Raw genomic sequence first — 16,531 nt, 5'->3', positions numbered from 1 at the left:
ATTTGCTTTCAATTTGAGAAAGTAAATGATTAAGTTTTTTAGGCGAATCCGTCAACGACTTCTTTCCGAGAATAAATTTTCGAAATACCTCTTGTATGCCATAGGTGAAATCATTCTTGTGGTGATTGGGATTTTGATTGCACTTCAGATTAATAACTGGAATGAAGAAAGAAAAGAAAGAACTATAGAATTAAGCTATTTAAATAGGCTAGTAATAGATCTTGAAGAAAATAAAACACTTTGGCAAAAAACATTACAGCGTAAGAAAAAGCAGCTAGATGCAGCTCACATTTTTTTAAATTTTCGATTTAGTAAAAATCAAGATACTATAATTAAAATTTTACCTCACTTTCAAAATTTAGGAACTTGGAAAGATATTAATATTAACCAAGTTACATTTAATGAAATGGTAAGTAGTGGAAGTTTAAATCTAATATCTAATGATTCTATAAAAATAAAGCTATTAAATTTAGATAAACTTTACAAAGCAATTTTAAATAATCAAGACGTATTAAAAGCTGAACATAACGATAGATTACATGGACCCACAATGAAAATCATAAATACAAGTAATGCTTTTGTTATAGACCCAAATCAGCGAAATGTGATTAAACGTAAACTTCCTCAAGAAGAAATGGGAATTTATTTTAATCAATTTCAAAGAGATTTAATAACATTAATAAATGATAAAGAATTTATTAATGGTATTGTAGGGATTACTTACAACGCACAATCTCAATTCCGTTCTTTTGAAGAGGCTTTAGTTAGAATTAATGATGTAATTGTTTTACTTAAGAAAGAACTAAACAATGATTAAATTCTCCCTCAGCATTACTTCACTTTCGACCCAAACAACTCTATATCAGCCGTAGCCCAACTGTTTTTTATGAGATCTTCCATTTTTGAGACATTGTCTGTGTCGCCCAATTTCTCATAGGCCAATTTGAGTCCGTGATGTGCCCAACCATTTTTAGGCAAACGCTTTAAATCGTTATTATAAACTGCAATAGCTTCTTCGTATTGCCCATTTTTTATTAAGACATCACCAAGGTGATGACGAATAGAGAAAAACCAATCAGGCGGTTCGTTATAGTTAAGAGCATCCTCTATAACAATAGCGTCTCGAAGCAATGTTATACTTGCCTTATAATCTCCATTAGCGGATAGTATTTCTGCTTCTAAGACCATTTCAGCTAAACCAATTAATGTACCTACAGTATTAATATCCCAAATGGTAATGTCATTCATACTATCATCATTAGCATAAACACTTAAAGATTCTAATGCTGTTTTAGCTTCGTCTAATTGATCTTTAGCCACATAAGCCATTCCTTTAGCGTAATGCTGCATGGCTAACGGATATTTTAATGCGCTAAGCTCTTTTTTAGCGAGAATTTCATCCCACATTCCGAATTTTACCATAGAATAATAAGGAATCACATAGTAATGCTGTAATGTTCCCCAGCCTGGCTCGGCCATAATATCTGGATGCACATGTTCCGATACTTTATTAGCTCCAATCATGGCCCAATGTTTATTGCCTTCTAAAGCAGCAGTTGCAGCCATGAAATGATAATTATGAGGGTAATAGGCAAGAGGGTAAGCGCCTTGAGCATGACATAATGTTACATAGGTGCTATCTGCTTTAACAGCATTAATATTAGATACTGTGCCTTTATGATAATCGCCAGTGCGTATATAAACGTGCGATGGCATATGCACCAAATGACCAGCACCTGGAATTGTACCATCATCAAATACTTTAGCTGATGAATAGGCACGTTCTGGAGTACTAGACGCTTCAACGGCATGAATGTAAAAATGATTTGCTCCAGGGTGAGTGGGGTTGTCTTTTATAATGGTTTCTAAAAGCGATACAATTTCTGGAGTCCACGGTTTTTCGGTGCCATCTTTTTCATTTAAATCCCATGGATGTAGATTCATTACAGATTCTGCATACATTGTAGAGACTTCTGAATCCTCTGGATAATTGGCATGAATTGCCTTTAATGCATTTGAATAATTGATATCTAATTGAGATCTGTCTTCTGGAGGTTTAGGAGCGTAACGTTCTGCCATAGCCTTAATTAAGGCTTTCTCTTTTTCAGTGCAGTTTGTAGATAATTCTTTCGCTTTTTGAATGGCATTGTATGCGCGCTCATAATGGTCATCTTCCATACCAGCGTTGTAGTTTGGTCCTAACACATAGGCATAGCCCCAAAATGCCATAGCGCAGCTAGGATCTAATTTGGTAGCATAGAAAAATGATCGTGCGGCCTCGGCATGATTAAAAGCGTAGGCTAAGGTTAAACCTTGATTAAAATACTTTTGTGCCAAATCGTTATGCGTTGTAATAGGATAATTGAGGTGTCCTAAACCCTCAAAAAGAGGTGCTTTATTATCAATCTTATACCAATCGGCATCCGTAATTCTTGGAGCGCAGGTATATTTAGCCAATGGAGGTGTTTTTGTAATAATGTCTTGTTGGTTTGATTTGTCAGTTTTGCAGGAAACAAAACAAATACTGAGGCAAAGCAGAAAAAAAATTATGTTTTTCATCTTTGTATTATTTAAAGTTAGCAATGCTATATAAATCGCTAAAGTAGGATAGAGAAGCCTTGCTTACAACGAGTTTTGTGTGGTTGGGATGAAATGAGTTATAGTTGGTGATAAAAGGAGATATTGAAGCATTACTTTTGTATATTTAAATCCAATAAGTATAGTAATATGTGGGAAGAACAACTTGAATTTTACGATAGCATTGTGGCGCAATGCCCAGATTTTGAGCGAAAAGGAAAAAAAATGATTTACACTTCTGCCAATGGCTATATGTTTACACTATTAAATAAAGATGCAGAAATAGGTATTCGGCTATCTAAAGAATCTCAGAAAGCATTTAAAGAAAAATATAATGCCACAGAATATAGGTCTTATGGCGCAGTGATGAGAGATTATGTAAAAGTGCCTGAATCTTTATATAGTGAAACTCAACTTCTTGTAGATTATTTTAATCAAAGTTATAAGTACGTGATGACATTAAAACCTAAGTAATTACAGCTCTTTTATAAGATCATAAATCCGAAGTCGTTTACTGTAATCATCTTCGTTGACATCCCTAACAAAGCAGTATACACTGATGTCTCCATTATTTACTTTTTCTGAGAGCTCCTCAACTGTAAATGGACCAAATTCCTTAGATTTTTCAATATAATAGAACTCGTGATCATAAATCAAGTTGGTGACTTTTTGTTTGTATTTTTCTCTTAAAAATGTTTGAACATCCTCTACAGAATTTAGATCTTCTGAATACTTCGTTGTATTAATAAATAATGCAAATTCTTTCTTGTTTTGATGATTAAGAACAAGGACATCATCGTCTTTAAAGTAGGCTTTAACTGTAATAAGCCCGTCTTCGGTTTCAATAGAAAAGATGTTTTGAATATTAATAGTCCATGAGGTCTCAATAACCGATTGTTTCCTAGATATTTCGAGTATATTATCTTTCTTAAAGGTGTAAACAGATTTCTTTTTAGAGATACCATTCACTAAAACCCACTGCTGATTGATAAACAAATCATCATGATGACGTGAATAATCAAAAGGCTGTAAGTTCGGAATAGTCTTGTGTAGGTATTCTTTCATTTAGCGGACTTTTTCAAAAAAGTGATTTATAAGGCAACGTCTAATATACGTTTTTATTGAATAACTTTTAAAATTTTTCTAAATGCTTTAACACTTCTTTTTTATAAGTTCGACTAATTGGAAATGCTTTTTTGTTTATGGTAATGTGTTCATTTGTAAAGGATTGTATGTGAGCTATTGAAATAATATACGACCTATGAATCCTTATAAACTGTTGTTTGGGTAGCTTAGCTTCAATAGCACTAATAGTTTCTCTTGTAATTATTGTTTTGTCTTCGATATGAATTTTAAGATAATCACTATAACTTTCAATATAAATAATGGCGTTGTAATCAATCTTAATCATTTTGCGCTCAGAACGTACAAACATAAAATTCGATTTCTCAATAGATGAGGTCTGCTGCGCTTCCTGTTTTCCGTAAATTTCAAAATAATTATTAAGCGCTTTTTGTAAACGTTCTAATGAAATGGGTTTGAGCAAGTAGTCAACAGCTTTAAGTTCAAAACCTTCAACAGCGTAATCTCGGTAAGCTGTTGTAAAAATTACTTTGACATTGGCATTGATAGATTTAGCAAATGATATTCCAGATATTTCGGGCATGTTAATGTCTAAAAACACCAAATCAATATTGTGATTGCTTATATAATTAAAAGCCTCAATAGCATTACTACAGCTTGCAACTATTGTTACGTTTTCAATTTTTGAGAGATGTGTCTCAATAATTTCTCTTGCAATAGTTTCATCATCTACTACCAAACAATTTATGGGATGTGTTTTATGCATGTCCTACTGGTTTTAGTCGGAGTTCTACATCGAACGTGTTGGGCGTATTATTTATAAATAACTCGTGTTTTTCTGAATATAGAAGCTCTAACCTTTTCTTAATGTTTTCTAAGCCTATACCAGACTTGGATGACGTACCTTCAGCGTTTGAGTTTTTTATGCTGAAATGTATCTCCTCTAATGTGGCTGATAACTGAATGTCAATTTTTAATATTCCGTTGATGATCGCCCCATGCTTAAAGCTATTTTCAATAAAAGGGATAAGAAGCATTGGTGCAATTGTAATGGATTCTGAAGCGGTTGAAATATTGATATTAACTTTGAGCGTATCATTAAATCGCATCTTTTCAAGGGCTATGTAGTCTTTAATATGTGCTATTTCTTCCGAAAGTAATACAAAAGGTTTCTCGGCTTGATATAGAAGATAATCTAGTAGATTAGACAGTTTTAATATCATGTCTGGAGTTTGGTCTGCTTTTTTTAAGGCAAAACCATACATGGTATTGAGCGTGTTGAAGAGAAAATGCGGATGAATTTGCATCTTCAAATAATTAAGTTCTTGTTCCTTAAGTTTAAGTTGCGCGTCCAAAATTTTTGTTTCTAATAACCGTGTATTCGATGCCTGTTTTAAATTGAGTTTTAAGAGTTTAAACCCACTCACAATAATAACAACTAAATATACAGCAGTACTAATGAAAATAAGGTTTTTTGTGGCAGGATTCATATCATCATATTCAAAGTTTGATAGGTAGATCAAACTGAAAAAAATGGATACCATTAATAGGTATACCGAAATGATAAGTGTGTAAAAACTATATAGTACAAAACGCCAATACTGTTTTGTAATAAGATAATCTGGAATTAATTTATAGGTTATTACATACGTAGTTGCTATCGTTATTGGCATAAGAAAAAGAGAAAATTGCAATGTGTCGTCAAATTTAGAACCATTAATCCCAAAAAAATAGGTGTAGAAAAATAGAACAGCAACCCAAAAGAGGAGGTGCAAAAGGATTTGTCCGATTTTTTTTAGAATGAACTGTTTTGTAAACATATTTAATATTCTCAATACAATAATACTACAATTTTACCCTCATTAGTATTAATTAGAGATGAACGACCAATTTAATAAGGGTTTTGACATTGATGTCATATCCAGCTTTAAAAAGGTCGTTGGTCGCAAAAGTTAATTTTGATAGATTCTTGTTTTTAGTTTTGGCTCATAATCAAAAAACAACAGATCATGATATCCTTACTAAAAAAGATAACCCTAATTAGCCTGCTTTTATCTAATCTTTGCTTTTCACAAGAGCAAAATTATCAACAGCTCGATTCATTTTTTGACATCCTTGATAAGCACGATAAACTCATGGCTACCATGACAATTACCAAAAACAATGAAGAGGTTTATAACAGAGCTATTGGGCTTTCTGATGTTGAAAAAGGCATAAGAAACAATGACAAGACTAAATTTAGAATAGGCTCAATATCTAAGGCATTTACAGCTGTTATGATTTTTCAGTTAATTGATGAAGGACGCATAACGTTAAATACACCGCTTTCAATGTTTTACCCAAAAATTCCTGGTTCTGAAAATATTAAAATTTCAAACCTTTTAAATCATAGTAGCGGATTGTATAACATTACTAATGATCCTAATTTTGGAGATTGGATGCTGAAACATTCAACAAAGGGTGAAATGTTAGCAAGAATTAAAAAGTACTCATTAGATTTTAATCCTGGTGAAAAAACCGAATATAGCAATACAAATTATCTTTTACTTGGGTATATCGTTGAAGCACTAGACAAAGACTTATATCCACAGTGTCTCCAGCGTAGAATCTTAAAAAAAATAGGGTTAAAGAATACCTATTATGGTGGTAAAATAGGCGCAAAGGCTAATGAAAGCCAATCTTATGTTTTTGAAGGTAAAGCTTGGAACCTTCATCCTGAAACCGATATGTCTAATCCTGGAGGCGCCGGAGCTGTGGTATCTACATCTAAAGATTTGTCAAAATTCATGAATGCACTTTTTGAAGGAAAATTAATGTCTGGCTCTAGCTTTGAAGCTATGAAAAAGACAAATAATGAAGATACATGTCATGGTCTTTTTTATGCCAACATGAACAACGTTGATTTATATGCAAGTGAAGGTGGTATTGACGGCTTTCAGTCTATGCTTGTACATGTTCCATTAACTAAAACCACAATTGCCTTAGTGGCCAATGGATTAGATTTTAGTAAAATGCGAATCATGTTGGCGGCGTTTGCAGCTAGTCATGGACAGCCTATTATACTTCCAAATTTCACAAGAATAGACCTTACCGAAGCACAGGTAAAACAGTATGTGGGAGAATACGCCTGTGAAGAAGTGCCCTATAAACTTGTTTTTAAGGCAAAGGGAAATGTCTTACTTGGAGCGCCAGAACAAAGCAACCTTAAAGAGCTTACACCTACCAAACAGCATCAATTCACGTTTGATAGCTTAGGTGTTGTGCTTGATTTTTATCCCGAAACAGGCTTGGTTAAATTTACAAGAGGAGATAACAAACCATTATTATTTAAAAAACTATAACTAAATTTAAACATTATGAACACACTTACAATGACATCGAAAAGTCTATCAATTACAGCTAATATGTTTGTTGATGGCGGACCATTATTTATGACCCTAATTTTAATCTGCTTATTGGCATCGTTATTTTTTCTTGTTAGAGGATTTGCTAATGTTAAAAAATCATTAGAGATTTCCAATAAAATGCTGAAATTGGCCTCAGATGCGAGTTTGCTAGGCTTAGTTATGGGGTTCTTGGCTTCCATTATAGGCTTAATTACTGCCTTTGATTCGGTAGAGGCAATGGGAGATCCTGACCCTTCTATATTTGCAGGCGGACTTAAAATTTCGTTGTTGACCGCTTCATTTGGCTTGTTTACATTTGTTGTTGCCAGAATTGGAATTATAATATTAAGAATGATGTCGAATACAAATGACAAATAATATGAAAGAAATTACCCGTTATATAGTCCTTATTGCTCTTATCCTTTTTAATTCTGTTGCTAGTGCACAATCTAATGCCAATGAATTAGCACAAAATAGCAATGAAATTATTGATAGCATTTATTCTAAGTCTTTACATAGTTATCAACAGTTTTGGGTGAAATATCCTGATAATTATAACCCAAAAAGTAAAATAAAATATCCGGTAGTTTATTTGCTAGATGGTTTTTCATTAAAATCGAATTTAGAGATTGTATATGATAACTACTGGGGACATTATATGCCTCATATGATTTTAGTAGGGATTTCGAATAGAACGAATAGAACTCGAGATTTAACCATTTCAAAAGTAGAATCAAACCGTGGAGCACCTATGCAAACCGATTCTGGTGGTGCAGAAACATTTGTTGCTTTTATCGAAGAGGAATTAATACCTCATATAAATAAAATGCATCGTACAACGAATTATAGAACTTTAATTGGACATTCGTATGCGGGTTTATTTACAATTCATACATTAATTCATCATCCCCATTTATTTACGAATTATATAGCTATCGATCCTAGTATTGAATGGGACAATCAAAAATTATTGAAAGAAGCCAAATCGAAATTAAAATCAAACTCATTTGATGGTAAAGGTCTTTTTGTTGCTTTAGCAGCCGAGCAATTGCATATGCAAAATGCATCGGTTACTATGGATAATATCATGGAGGATACTTCAGAGTATAGCCTGTTTGCACGTTCTATTGTAGAGTTTTCTCAATTTGCAAACTCGCAAAAGCAAAATAAATTAAATTTCAGTTGGAAAGTATATCCAGAAGATTTACATGGCACAGTACCATTACCTGCTATGAGAGATGGATTAATTGAGTTATTTAAGTGGTATCAGTTTAAAGCACCACAAACGTATAATAACCCTGAGAGTTCAGTAGAACTATTACAAACATTGTTGGACAATCAAGAAAAGATCTACGCTAAAAACTTTGGCTATAAAGTACCTCCAATGATTGAGGAGCTTTTTAACGGTTATGGCTATATGAATTTACAAATGGGGCAACCAGAAAAAGCCTATTTATTTTTTAATAAAGCGATTTCGTATTATCCCGAAAGTGCAAATGCTTATGATGCCATGGCTGACTATTATATAGATCAAAAGGATAAAATCAAGGCCATTGAGTTTGTGGAAAAAGCGTTTGCCATAAGTGGCAATTCTTATTACAAGGAAAAGCTAGACGCTTTGAAAAAGTAAAAAACAAAATAAGATTAAAAGCGAACCTTAAAAGGTTCGCTTTTTTTATACTCAGGTTATAGGTTTTCCAATGTTAATTTTTATAAATTTAACATTTAAGTTAAAAAAAATGTGACTTAATACTAATGTTGGTGTCTTAAAACAAACCACTAAAACCAATCTATAGATTATTGCAACCCTCTGGTAACATTATGAAACTTTCAGACGAAGAGCTGGTAAGTGCTATTGTAAAGAATAATGATACATTACTTTTTGAAGTTTTGTATGATCGTTTCGCTACTTTGGTGTACAATAAATGTTACGGTTTTGCAAAAGATGAAGACGAAGCAAAAGACTTAACACAAGACGTGTTTTTGAAACTTTTTGTGAAGCTCGCTAGTTTTAAAGGAAAGTCTAAATTTTCTACATGGTTATATGCCTTTACTTATAATCATTGCGTAAATTATGTGACACGAAATACCGCTAAGAAATTTGAAAAACAGTCTGTAGATTATGCAGATATTGAAAATATTTCTGAAGATTATGATGAATCATCAGATTTTAGCGATATGAGAGTTGATAAACTCAAAAGAGCATTAGAACTTGTATCACCTGATGAAAAGATGATACTATTACTAAAATATCAAGATAACCTTTCTATAAAGGAGATTGAAAGTGTTTTAGGAATTGGAGAAAGTGCCGTTAAAATGAGAATTAAACGGGCTAAAGATAAATTATTAACCGTATATGCTAATAACCTTAACTAATGGAAAATCCTTTCAGAGATATAGATAAGCCATTGAAGTCAGTTCCGCAGGAATTGAAGTCTAAGGTTATGAATGATATTGCCATTGCAAAATTATTAATGGAATTGGCTGAGCTATTTTCATATAATTTAGGAGATGTTATTGAAACAGTAATGAGCAAAAGGGATAAAAAATAAAGAATTAAAATCAAGCTATTAATAATTAATAAATCATGGATAAAATTACAAATTACAAAAATGCAGCGATGGATTCTCTTTCGGGTATGTGGCCTGAAATATCAAGAGTTTTTATGAATGTTGTTTTCGCATTAGTTGTCTTAATTATTGGATGGTTAGTGGCAAAAATTGTCGTTAAAATCGTTAAGAAAGCACTTAAGCTGGCAAAAGCCAACAAATTAGATGATAAGTTAAATGAAATTGAGTTTATAGAAGGAAAGACGCTCAAATTTGATACCATAAAGATTGTTAGTTCGTTTGTGAAATGGATTATTTATATCATGTTACTTATTATAGTTTCTGATATGCTTGATTTAAAAGTCATTTCAGAACAAATTAGTAACTTCTTAAGTTATTTACCGCAATTGTTTGTTGCTCTTGTCATTTTTACTGGAGGTTTGTTGTTTGCAAACTTTGTTAAAAAGGGATTGAGGTCCTTTTTTGAATCCATGGATTTATCTGGTGCAAAAATTATAAGCCAGATTGTCTTTTTTCTATTGCTTGTTTTTATTTCCATTACAGCTCTAAATCAAGCAGGCGTAGATACCGATATAATCACAAGTAATTTTACAATGATTTTGGCTGCTTTCTTGTTAGCTTTCGCCATAGCCTTTGGGTTAGGAGCAAAGGAAGTTATGAGCAGTTTGTTGAAAACATTTTATACCAGAAAGACGTTTGAAGTAGGAAAGAAGATAGAATTTCAAAATAAAATTTATGAAATTGATGCTATCGAAAATATTTCAGTAGTGTTAAAAAATGAAGAAGGTAAACTTGTTGTACCTGTTAAAGATATCGTAGAAAACCACATTAAGGTTGTAGACTAGATATCTAGGGTTATAGATTAATTATGTCAATTACACGATCTAGTCTACTGGGTTTTCTATAGTCCCTTTCCATGTATTTGGAAAGGGATTTTTTTACCACATTACCTTAATGCCGTGTAAAAATAATCGAATTTTTATAAGAAATACTAGAGAATGTTTAAGTGTATGTAAATGTGACGATTGTGATTAGAAACAGCTGGTTCTATTGAAAGATTAAACTATTTACGTTTGTTTCTCTTGTTATAATTTTTATCACCTCTAGTTTTAGGCTTCTTATATTTAGCCGCAATTTTAAACTTATAAGAACCGCCGAGATTCTCTTTTTTATTTTTATCTTTTTTGTCATGAAATGCTGGTCCTGGAGCATCTTCATCTTGTCGCTGTTTAGTAGGATTGTTACGTTCTCTAATTTGAGGACGCTCTTCTTCAATTAATTGTTTAGAAATTTCAACACCGTCAGGAAAATTAAGTTGCTCAATTTTTATACCCATATAATCTTCAATAGTTTGGAGATCTTCCTGTTCTTTTTCCGTAGAAAACGTAAGGGCATGTCCTTCATGTTCTGCACGACCAGTTCTACCAATACGATGCATATAATTTTCGGGATATTTTGGAGTGTCAAAATTAATAACATGGCTAATGTGTTCTATATCTAATCCACGAGCCATAACATCTGTAGCAATTAAAATACGATGTTCACCAGATCTAAACTGTTCTATACTTCTCAACCTGTAGTTCTGCGTTTTGTTAGAATGAATCACGCAAGATTGATCAGGAATGCGTTCCTCAAGCTCGGCAAAAAGCATATCGGCTAATTTTTTATAAGCCACAAATACGAGCACTTTATTATAGGTGCCAGGATCGTGAAGTAAGTATTCTAAGAGATTAACTTTTGTATAAAAGTTAGTAACGTCATAACGTTGCTGTTTAATATTATGAAGTGGCGTTCCAGATACGGCAATAATAACACGTTGGGGTTTAATGAAGAAATCACTTATTAAATCGTCAACATCTTCAGTCATTGTTGCCGAAAACATAATATTTTGACGACGCTCGGGCAGTACATCAAAAATATTGAGAAGTTGGTGTCTAAAGCCTAAATCTAGCATCACATCAACCTCGTCTATCACTAATTTTTGGATAGACTTTAGTTGTAAAACACGACTTACAGCCAAATCAAATAAACGCCCTGGTGTCGCTACAATAACATCTTGCCCATGTGCAACAGCTTGCTTTTGAGTGTTTATGTTTGTCCCACCATATACGCCTAAAACCCTTAAATTGATATAAGCTGCCAACTTTTCAATTTCATCAACCACTTGTACGACCAACTCTCGAGTAGGTACCAAAACTAAAATTCTAGGATTATCTTGAGTCGAATATTTAAGGTGTCTTAAAATTGGTAGCATGTAAGCAAATGTTTTACCTGTACCAGTTTGTGCAATACCTACAACATCTTTTCCAGATGCCACAACATTAAATGCTTGTGCCTGAATTGGAGTTGGGTATTCAAAACCTAAATCACCCAATGCATTATAAAGTGGTGTGTTTAGATTTAAATCTGTAAAAGAGATTTGCTGTTCCATGGTGCAAAGGTAATTTTTTTACTTCGGAAAAACAGACTTGTTATTGACAGGTTTAATTCGGTTATTTGCATACATTAGTATTGCATTGAGAACACACACTACACATCACATCCCTAACCCTAAAGTTTTTAAGCAGCAACTCCTTATATGGAGTCAGCAATTTGATGAAGTTGTTTGGTTAGATAGTAATGATTATGATCAAAAGTATGCTAGTTATGACGCGGTTTTGGCCGTAGATGCATTTACAGTGTTTCAAACAGATTATTATGACGCCTTTAATCAGTTTAAAGAGTATCAGTCTTCAGTAGATGATTGGATTTTTGGTTATTTTTCTTATGACTTAAAAAATGATGTTGAACACTTGTCTTCTCAAAATTTTGATGGTTTACAATTTCCTGAGTTGTTCTTTTTTCAGCCTAAGAAACTCTTTTTTTTAAAAGGTGATCTTCTTGAAGTACACTATTTAAACGTAGTTGCTGATGACATAGATAATGATTTAAAATCAATAAGTGCTGAAACTTTGTTTAATAACAACACAGCTTCCCTCAAAGGAGAGCAGATAAAAATTAAGCTAAGAATACATAAAGATGAGTATTTTGAAAAAGTGAATACGATGTTGACACATATACACAGAGGAGATATTTATGAAGCCAACTTTTGTCAGGAGTTTTACGCTGAAAATACAACGCTTAATCCCCTTGAAACCTATGACAAACTTAATGCAATTTCAAAACCTCCATTTGCAACGTTTTTTAGAGTATATGACAAGTATTTGTTGTCGGCTTCACCAGAACGATATATAAAAAAAGAAGGTTTAAAGATTACTTCTCAGCCTATAAAAGGGACAGCAAAACGCTCGAAAAATAAAGAAGAAGATGCAAAGTTGAGGCAACAGCTTTCTGAAGATGAAAAGGAGCGTAGCGAGAATGTAATGATTGTTGATTTAGTACGAAATGATCTATCAAAAACAGCAACCAAAGGAAGTGTTAAGGTAGAAGAACTATGCAAGGTGTATACATTTGATCAGGTACATCAAATGATTTCGACAGTGACTTCAAAAGTAAATGAAAGTACACATCCTGTAGATGTGATTAAGACAACCTTTCCAATGGGAAGCATGACTGGAGCACCTAAAATTTCAGCAATGAAAATAATCGAAGATTTAGAAGCAACAAAAAGAGGGCTTTACTCTGGAGCAGTGGGTTATTTTTCTCCTAATGATGATTTCGATTTTAACGTGGTTATTCGCAGTATTTTGTATAATGCAACCAATAAGTATGTATCATATTCAGTTGGAGGAGCAATTACAGCAAAGAGTGATCCTTTAAAGGAGTATGAGGAGTGTTTAGTCAAGGCAAAAGCCATGCGTGAGGTCTTGGAAAATTAAGTTTAGCTTTGCTAACCTTCGGGGACAAAAAATCTGTTGGTATATTTGAATATAATTATAAAATATGATTGACTATTTGTATGGTGCTTTAGTTTAATTGGTTTGGTGCTTTTATTTTTATTTTTATTATAAATTCAATTAATAGTCGTGAATTTGATGTTAGATCGTTTCAACCTACATATAAAAAAGACAATGCCGTTTCTACATGAAGCCAAAATCCTCATTGCTATTTCTGGTGGGTTGGATAGTGTGATGTTAGTGCATTTATGTCATGAACTTAAGTTAAATATAACACTAGCGCATTGTAATTTTAATTTACGTGGTGCCGAGAGCGATACAGATGAAACCTTTGTAATAGCTTTAGCCAATCAACTGGATTTGGAAATCTTTACACAGCATTTTGATACCGAAAATCATGCTAAGCAGCAAAAACTATCTATTCAAATGGCAGCAAGGGAACTGCGTTACAACTGGTTTTCTGATTTAGCCGAAGATTTAAAATTTGATTATATACTTACAGCACATCATGCCGACGATAATCTTGAAACTGTTTTAATTAATCTAACACGAGGAACAGGTTTAAATGGGTTGATTGGCATTCCTGAAGTTAATGGTAATATTGTAAGGCCATTGCTTCCTTTTTCAAGAGAAGAATTAGAAATGTATGCCAGCGACAACAGAATTGAGTGGCGAGAAGATAGTAGTAATACATCCGATAAATATCTACGGAATAAATTGCGTCATCATGTCATTCCTGTTTTAAAAGAAACCAATCCGGAATTATTGTCAAATTTCAGACAAACCATCAGCAATTTAAAGGATACTGTCGATATCGTTGACGATAGAGTCAAGGCTTTCACTGAAAACGCAGTTGAAGGTGAGACCGATAATAATATACAATTTAAAATTTCAGAATTTAAAGAACTGAGTAATCCTAAAGCATATTTGTACGAACTGTTTAATGGTTATGGGTTTTCAGAATGGAATGATGTGACTAATTTACTGGATGCGCAATCGGGTAAACAATTATTTTCAAAAACACACCGACTTTTAAAGGATAGAAATCATCTTATTTTAACCGAAATACCTTCTGAAAGTTTAAATTCATTCGAGATTCGTGAAAACGACTTACACTTTAATATGCCGTTGGGTCAGTTGGTATTTGAAAAAGCTGATACTCCTATAAAAACAGACAGCACTTCTATTTTTGTGGATAAAGATACCTTGACATTTCCTTTGAATTTAAGACAATGGCAAGAAGGTGATGTTTTTTATCCTTCAGGAATGGATGGTAAAAAGAAACTTAGTAAGTACTTTAAAGATGAAAAACTATCTCTCGTAGATAAAGAAAATATTTGGCTACTTTGCTCTAAAGGTGCCATTGTTTGGGTTATTGGAAAACGCGGAGATGAGAGATTTAAAGTTAGAGATAAAACTACCAATATTGTACACATTAAATTAGTACTATGAGAAGCATACAAGGTCAAATAGTTGATATAAAAAACAAGCACATTTTTAAAGGTGAAATTTCTATTTCAGAAGGAAAAATTGTTGCTATAGAAGAGAAAGAACATGATGTAGAACATTATATATTGCCTGGGTTTGTTGATGCTCATATTCATATTGAGAGTTCTATGTTGGTGCCTAGTGAATTTGCGCGTATAGCTGTGAATCATGGAACCGTTGCAACGGTATCTGATCCTCATGAAATCGCAAATGTTTTAGGAATTGATGGTGTTAATTTTATGATTGAGAATGGAAAAAAAACGCCTTTTAAATTCAATTTTGGAGCACCTTCTTGCGTGCCTGCAACTACGTTTGAATCGGCAGGAGCTGTTATAGATTCTGATGGGATTAAACAACTTTTGGCTAATCCCGATATTAAATATTTAGCCGAAATGATGAATTACCCTGGAGTCATATATGATGACGATGAGGTGCTTAAAAAATTAGCTTGGGCCAAACACTATAAAAAACCAATAGATGGTCATGCGCCTGGTGTGCTTGGTGACGATATTACAAAATATATTGCTGCTGGTATTTCTACCGATCATGAATGTTTTACTTACGAAGAAGGCTTAGAGAAGCTTCAAAAAGGAATGAAAATCCTAATTAGAGAAGGAAGTGCTGCTAAAAATTTTGAAGCACTAATTGATTTACTTCCCGAGTATTATGATCATATCATGTTTTGTAGTGATGATAAACATCCAGATGATTTAATTATTAATCATATTAATAAACTTTGCGCAAGAGCTGTCTCTAAGGGGATTGATGTTTTTAAAGTATTACAAGCAGCTTGTATTAACCCTGTTAAACACTATAATCTTGATGTTGGATTACTTGAGGTTGGAGATGAAGCCGATTGCATTGTTGTTGAAAACCTAACAGAGTTTAAGGTGCTTCAAACGTATATAGATGGCCAATTGGTAAGTGAAAACGGTCAATCAAATATAAAACCTATAGACTTTGAAGTGCTTAATAATTTCAACACTCAGAAAAAAGAAGTTTTGGATTTTCGGGTGGCTTCAAACGCAAAACAGATTAGAGTGATTGAGGCTTTAGAAGGGCAGTTAGTTACTAATGAATTAATAGAAAGTGCCAAGGTTGAAGCAGGTAATTTGATATCTAATGTAGAAAAAGATATCCTTAAAATGACTGTTGTTAACCGCTATAATAATGATAAGCCTGCTTTGGCGTTTATTAAAAATTTCGGATTAAAAGAAGGCGCTATAGCATCTTCTGTAGGCCATGATTCTCATAATATAATTGCAGTAGGTGTTTCAGATGAAATGATATGCAAAGCTGTTAATCTTATTATAGAAAATAAAGGAGGAATTTGTGCTGTTTCTGATTCTGAATCCAATATCGTGCCGCTTCCAATAGCAGGAATCATGAGTGATCAAGATGGGGAGACCATTGGAAAGGACTATGCTATCTTAGATTGTAAAGCAAAAACGTTAGGAAGTACTTTAAATGCACCATACATGACATTGTCGTTTATGGCTTTGTTGGTTATTCCTGCGTTAAAACTTAGTGATAAGGGGCTTTTCAATGGCAAGGACTTTAAGTTTGTAAGTTTAGAAGTTTAGATAATTTA

At 33.1% G+C, this 16,531-nt stretch carries 16 protein-coding genes; 11 read left to right on the top strand and 5 right to left on the bottom strand.

Annotated elements, in window-relative coordinates:
• Positions 1-25: 25 nt before the first annotated feature.
• A complete protein-coding gene (locus Q0787_RS16100) occupies positions 26-817 on the top strand; it encodes a DUF6090 family protein (RefSeq protein WP_298903868.1) in 792 nt (263 codons plus the stop codon).
• A gap of 14 nt (positions 818-831) precedes the next feature.
• Here the strand turns inward: Q0787_RS16100 and Q0787_RS16095 are convergent, their stop codons facing one another.
• Positions 832-2,559: a tetratricopeptide repeat protein gene (locus Q0787_RS16095; RefSeq protein ID WP_298903867.1), complete on the bottom strand. Its 1,728-nt coding sequence runs from the start codon at positions 2,557-2,559 to the stop codon at positions 832-834.
• A 168-nt stretch (positions 2,560-2,727) separates the two neighbouring features.
• Between Q0787_RS16095 and Q0787_RS16090 the strand changes: the two genes are divergently transcribed.
• Positions 2,728-3,051 (top strand): hypothetical protein, encoded by a 324-nt coding sequence (locus Q0787_RS16090; protein WP_298903866.1) that lies wholly within the window; start codon positions 2,728-2,730, stop codon positions 3,049-3,051.
• On the opposite strand, the gene Q0787_RS16085 is transcribed toward Q0787_RS16090, so the two are convergent.
• The 3 genes from Q0787_RS16085 to Q0787_RS16075 form a co-directional block, all read right to left on the bottom strand.
• The gene (locus tag Q0787_RS16085; protein ID WP_298903865.1) at positions 3,052-3,642 is read right to left on the bottom strand and encodes a hypothetical protein; all 591 of its coding nucleotides are present in this window, start codon (positions 3,640-3,642) and stop codon (positions 3,052-3,054) included.
• A gap of 67 nt (positions 3,643-3,709) precedes the next feature.
• Positions 3,710-4,426: a LytTR family DNA-binding domain-containing protein gene (locus Q0787_RS16080; protein ID WP_298903864.1), complete on the bottom strand. Its 717-nt coding sequence runs from the start codon at positions 4,424-4,426 to the stop codon at positions 3,710-3,712.
• Positions 4,419-5,480 (bottom strand): sensor histidine kinase, encoded by a 1,062-nt coding sequence (locus tag Q0787_RS16075; protein ID WP_298903863.1) that lies wholly within the window; start codon positions 5,478-5,480, stop codon positions 4,419-4,421. Before Q0787_RS16075 ends, Q0787_RS16080 begins: the two co-directional genes overlap by 8 nt.
• Positions 5,481-5,669: 189 nt before the next feature.
• On the opposite strand from Q0787_RS16075, the gene Q0787_RS16070 reads away from it, so the two are divergent.
• The 6 genes from Q0787_RS16070 to Q0787_RS16045 all read left to right on the top strand — a co-directional run bounded on the left by Q0787_RS16070 (position 5,670) and on the right by Q0787_RS16045 (position 10,461).
• Positions 5,670-7,001 (top strand): serine hydrolase, encoded by a 1,332-nt coding sequence (locus Q0787_RS16070; RefSeq protein ID WP_298903862.1) that lies wholly within the window; start codon positions 5,670-5,672, stop codon positions 6,999-7,001.
• Positions 7,002-7,016: 15 nt separating this feature from the next.
• Complete coding sequence (locus Q0787_RS16065; RefSeq protein ID WP_298903861.1) at positions 7,017-7,424, top strand: MotA/TolQ/ExbB proton channel family protein; 408 nt, start codon at positions 7,017-7,019, stop codon at positions 7,422-7,424.
• A gap of 1 nt (position 7,425) precedes the next feature.
• Positions 7,426-8,676 carry an alpha/beta hydrolase-fold protein gene (locus Q0787_RS16060; RefSeq protein WP_298903860.1) on the top strand — a complete coding sequence of 417 codons (1,251 nt, stop codon included), beginning with the start codon at positions 7,426-7,428 and terminating at the stop codon, positions 8,674-8,676.
• Between the two features lie 191 nt (positions 8,677-8,867).
• The gene (locus tag Q0787_RS16055; protein WP_298903859.1) at positions 8,868-9,422 is read left to right on the top strand and encodes a sigma-70 family RNA polymerase sigma factor; all 555 of its coding nucleotides are present in this window, start codon (positions 8,868-8,870) and stop codon (positions 9,420-9,422) included.
• On the top strand, positions 9,422-9,598 hold the full coding sequence (locus tag Q0787_RS16050) for a hypothetical protein (RefSeq protein ID WP_298903858.1): 177 nt from the start codon (positions 9,422-9,424) through the stop codon (positions 9,596-9,598). The genes Q0787_RS16055 and Q0787_RS16050 overlap by 1 nt, the downstream gene beginning before the upstream one ends.
• 35 nt (positions 9,599-9,633) lie before the next feature.
• A complete protein-coding gene (locus Q0787_RS16045; RefSeq protein ID WP_298903857.1) occupies positions 9,634-10,461 on the top strand; it encodes a hypothetical protein in 828 nt (275 codons plus the stop codon).
• Positions 10,462-10,679: 218 nt separating this feature from the next.
• On the opposite strand, the gene Q0787_RS16040 is transcribed toward Q0787_RS16045, so the two are convergent.
• Positions 10,680-12,047, bottom strand: coding sequence for a DEAD/DEAH box helicase (locus tag Q0787_RS16040; RefSeq protein ID WP_298903856.1), 1,368 nt, complete (start codon positions 12,045-12,047; stop codon positions 10,680-10,682).
• Positions 12,048-12,132: 85 nt separating this feature from the next.
• Here Q0787_RS16040 and pabB point away from each other — a divergent pair, with 85 nt between their 5' ends.
• The 3 genes from pabB (at position 12,133) to ade (ending at position 16,523) form a co-directional block, all read left to right on the top strand.
• On the top strand, positions 12,133-13,434 hold the full coding sequence (gene pabB, locus Q0787_RS16035) for an aminodeoxychorismate synthase component I (protein ID WP_298903855.1): 1,302 nt from the start codon (positions 12,133-12,135) through the stop codon (positions 13,432-13,434).
• Between the two features lie 192 nt (positions 13,435-13,626).
• Positions 13,627-14,904 (top strand): tRNA lysidine(34) synthetase TilS, encoded by a 1,278-nt coding sequence (gene tilS / locus Q0787_RS16030; protein ID WP_298903854.1) that lies wholly within the window; start codon positions 13,627-13,629, stop codon positions 14,902-14,904.
• A complete protein-coding gene (gene ade / locus Q0787_RS16025; RefSeq protein ID WP_298903853.1) occupies positions 14,901-16,523 on the top strand; it encodes an adenine deaminase in 1,623 nt (540 codons plus the stop codon). Before tilS ends, ade begins: the two co-directional genes overlap by 4 nt.
• Positions 16,524-16,531 lie beyond the last annotated feature (8 nt).

This window comes from uncultured Psychroserpens sp., from assembly GCF_947492715.1.
Classification (GTDB): domain Bacteria; phylum Bacteroidota; class Bacteroidia; order Flavobacteriales; family Flavobacteriaceae; genus Psychroserpens.
Note: the sequence above shows the minus strand (reverse complement) of the source record. Positions and strands in the feature narration are given on the sequence as shown.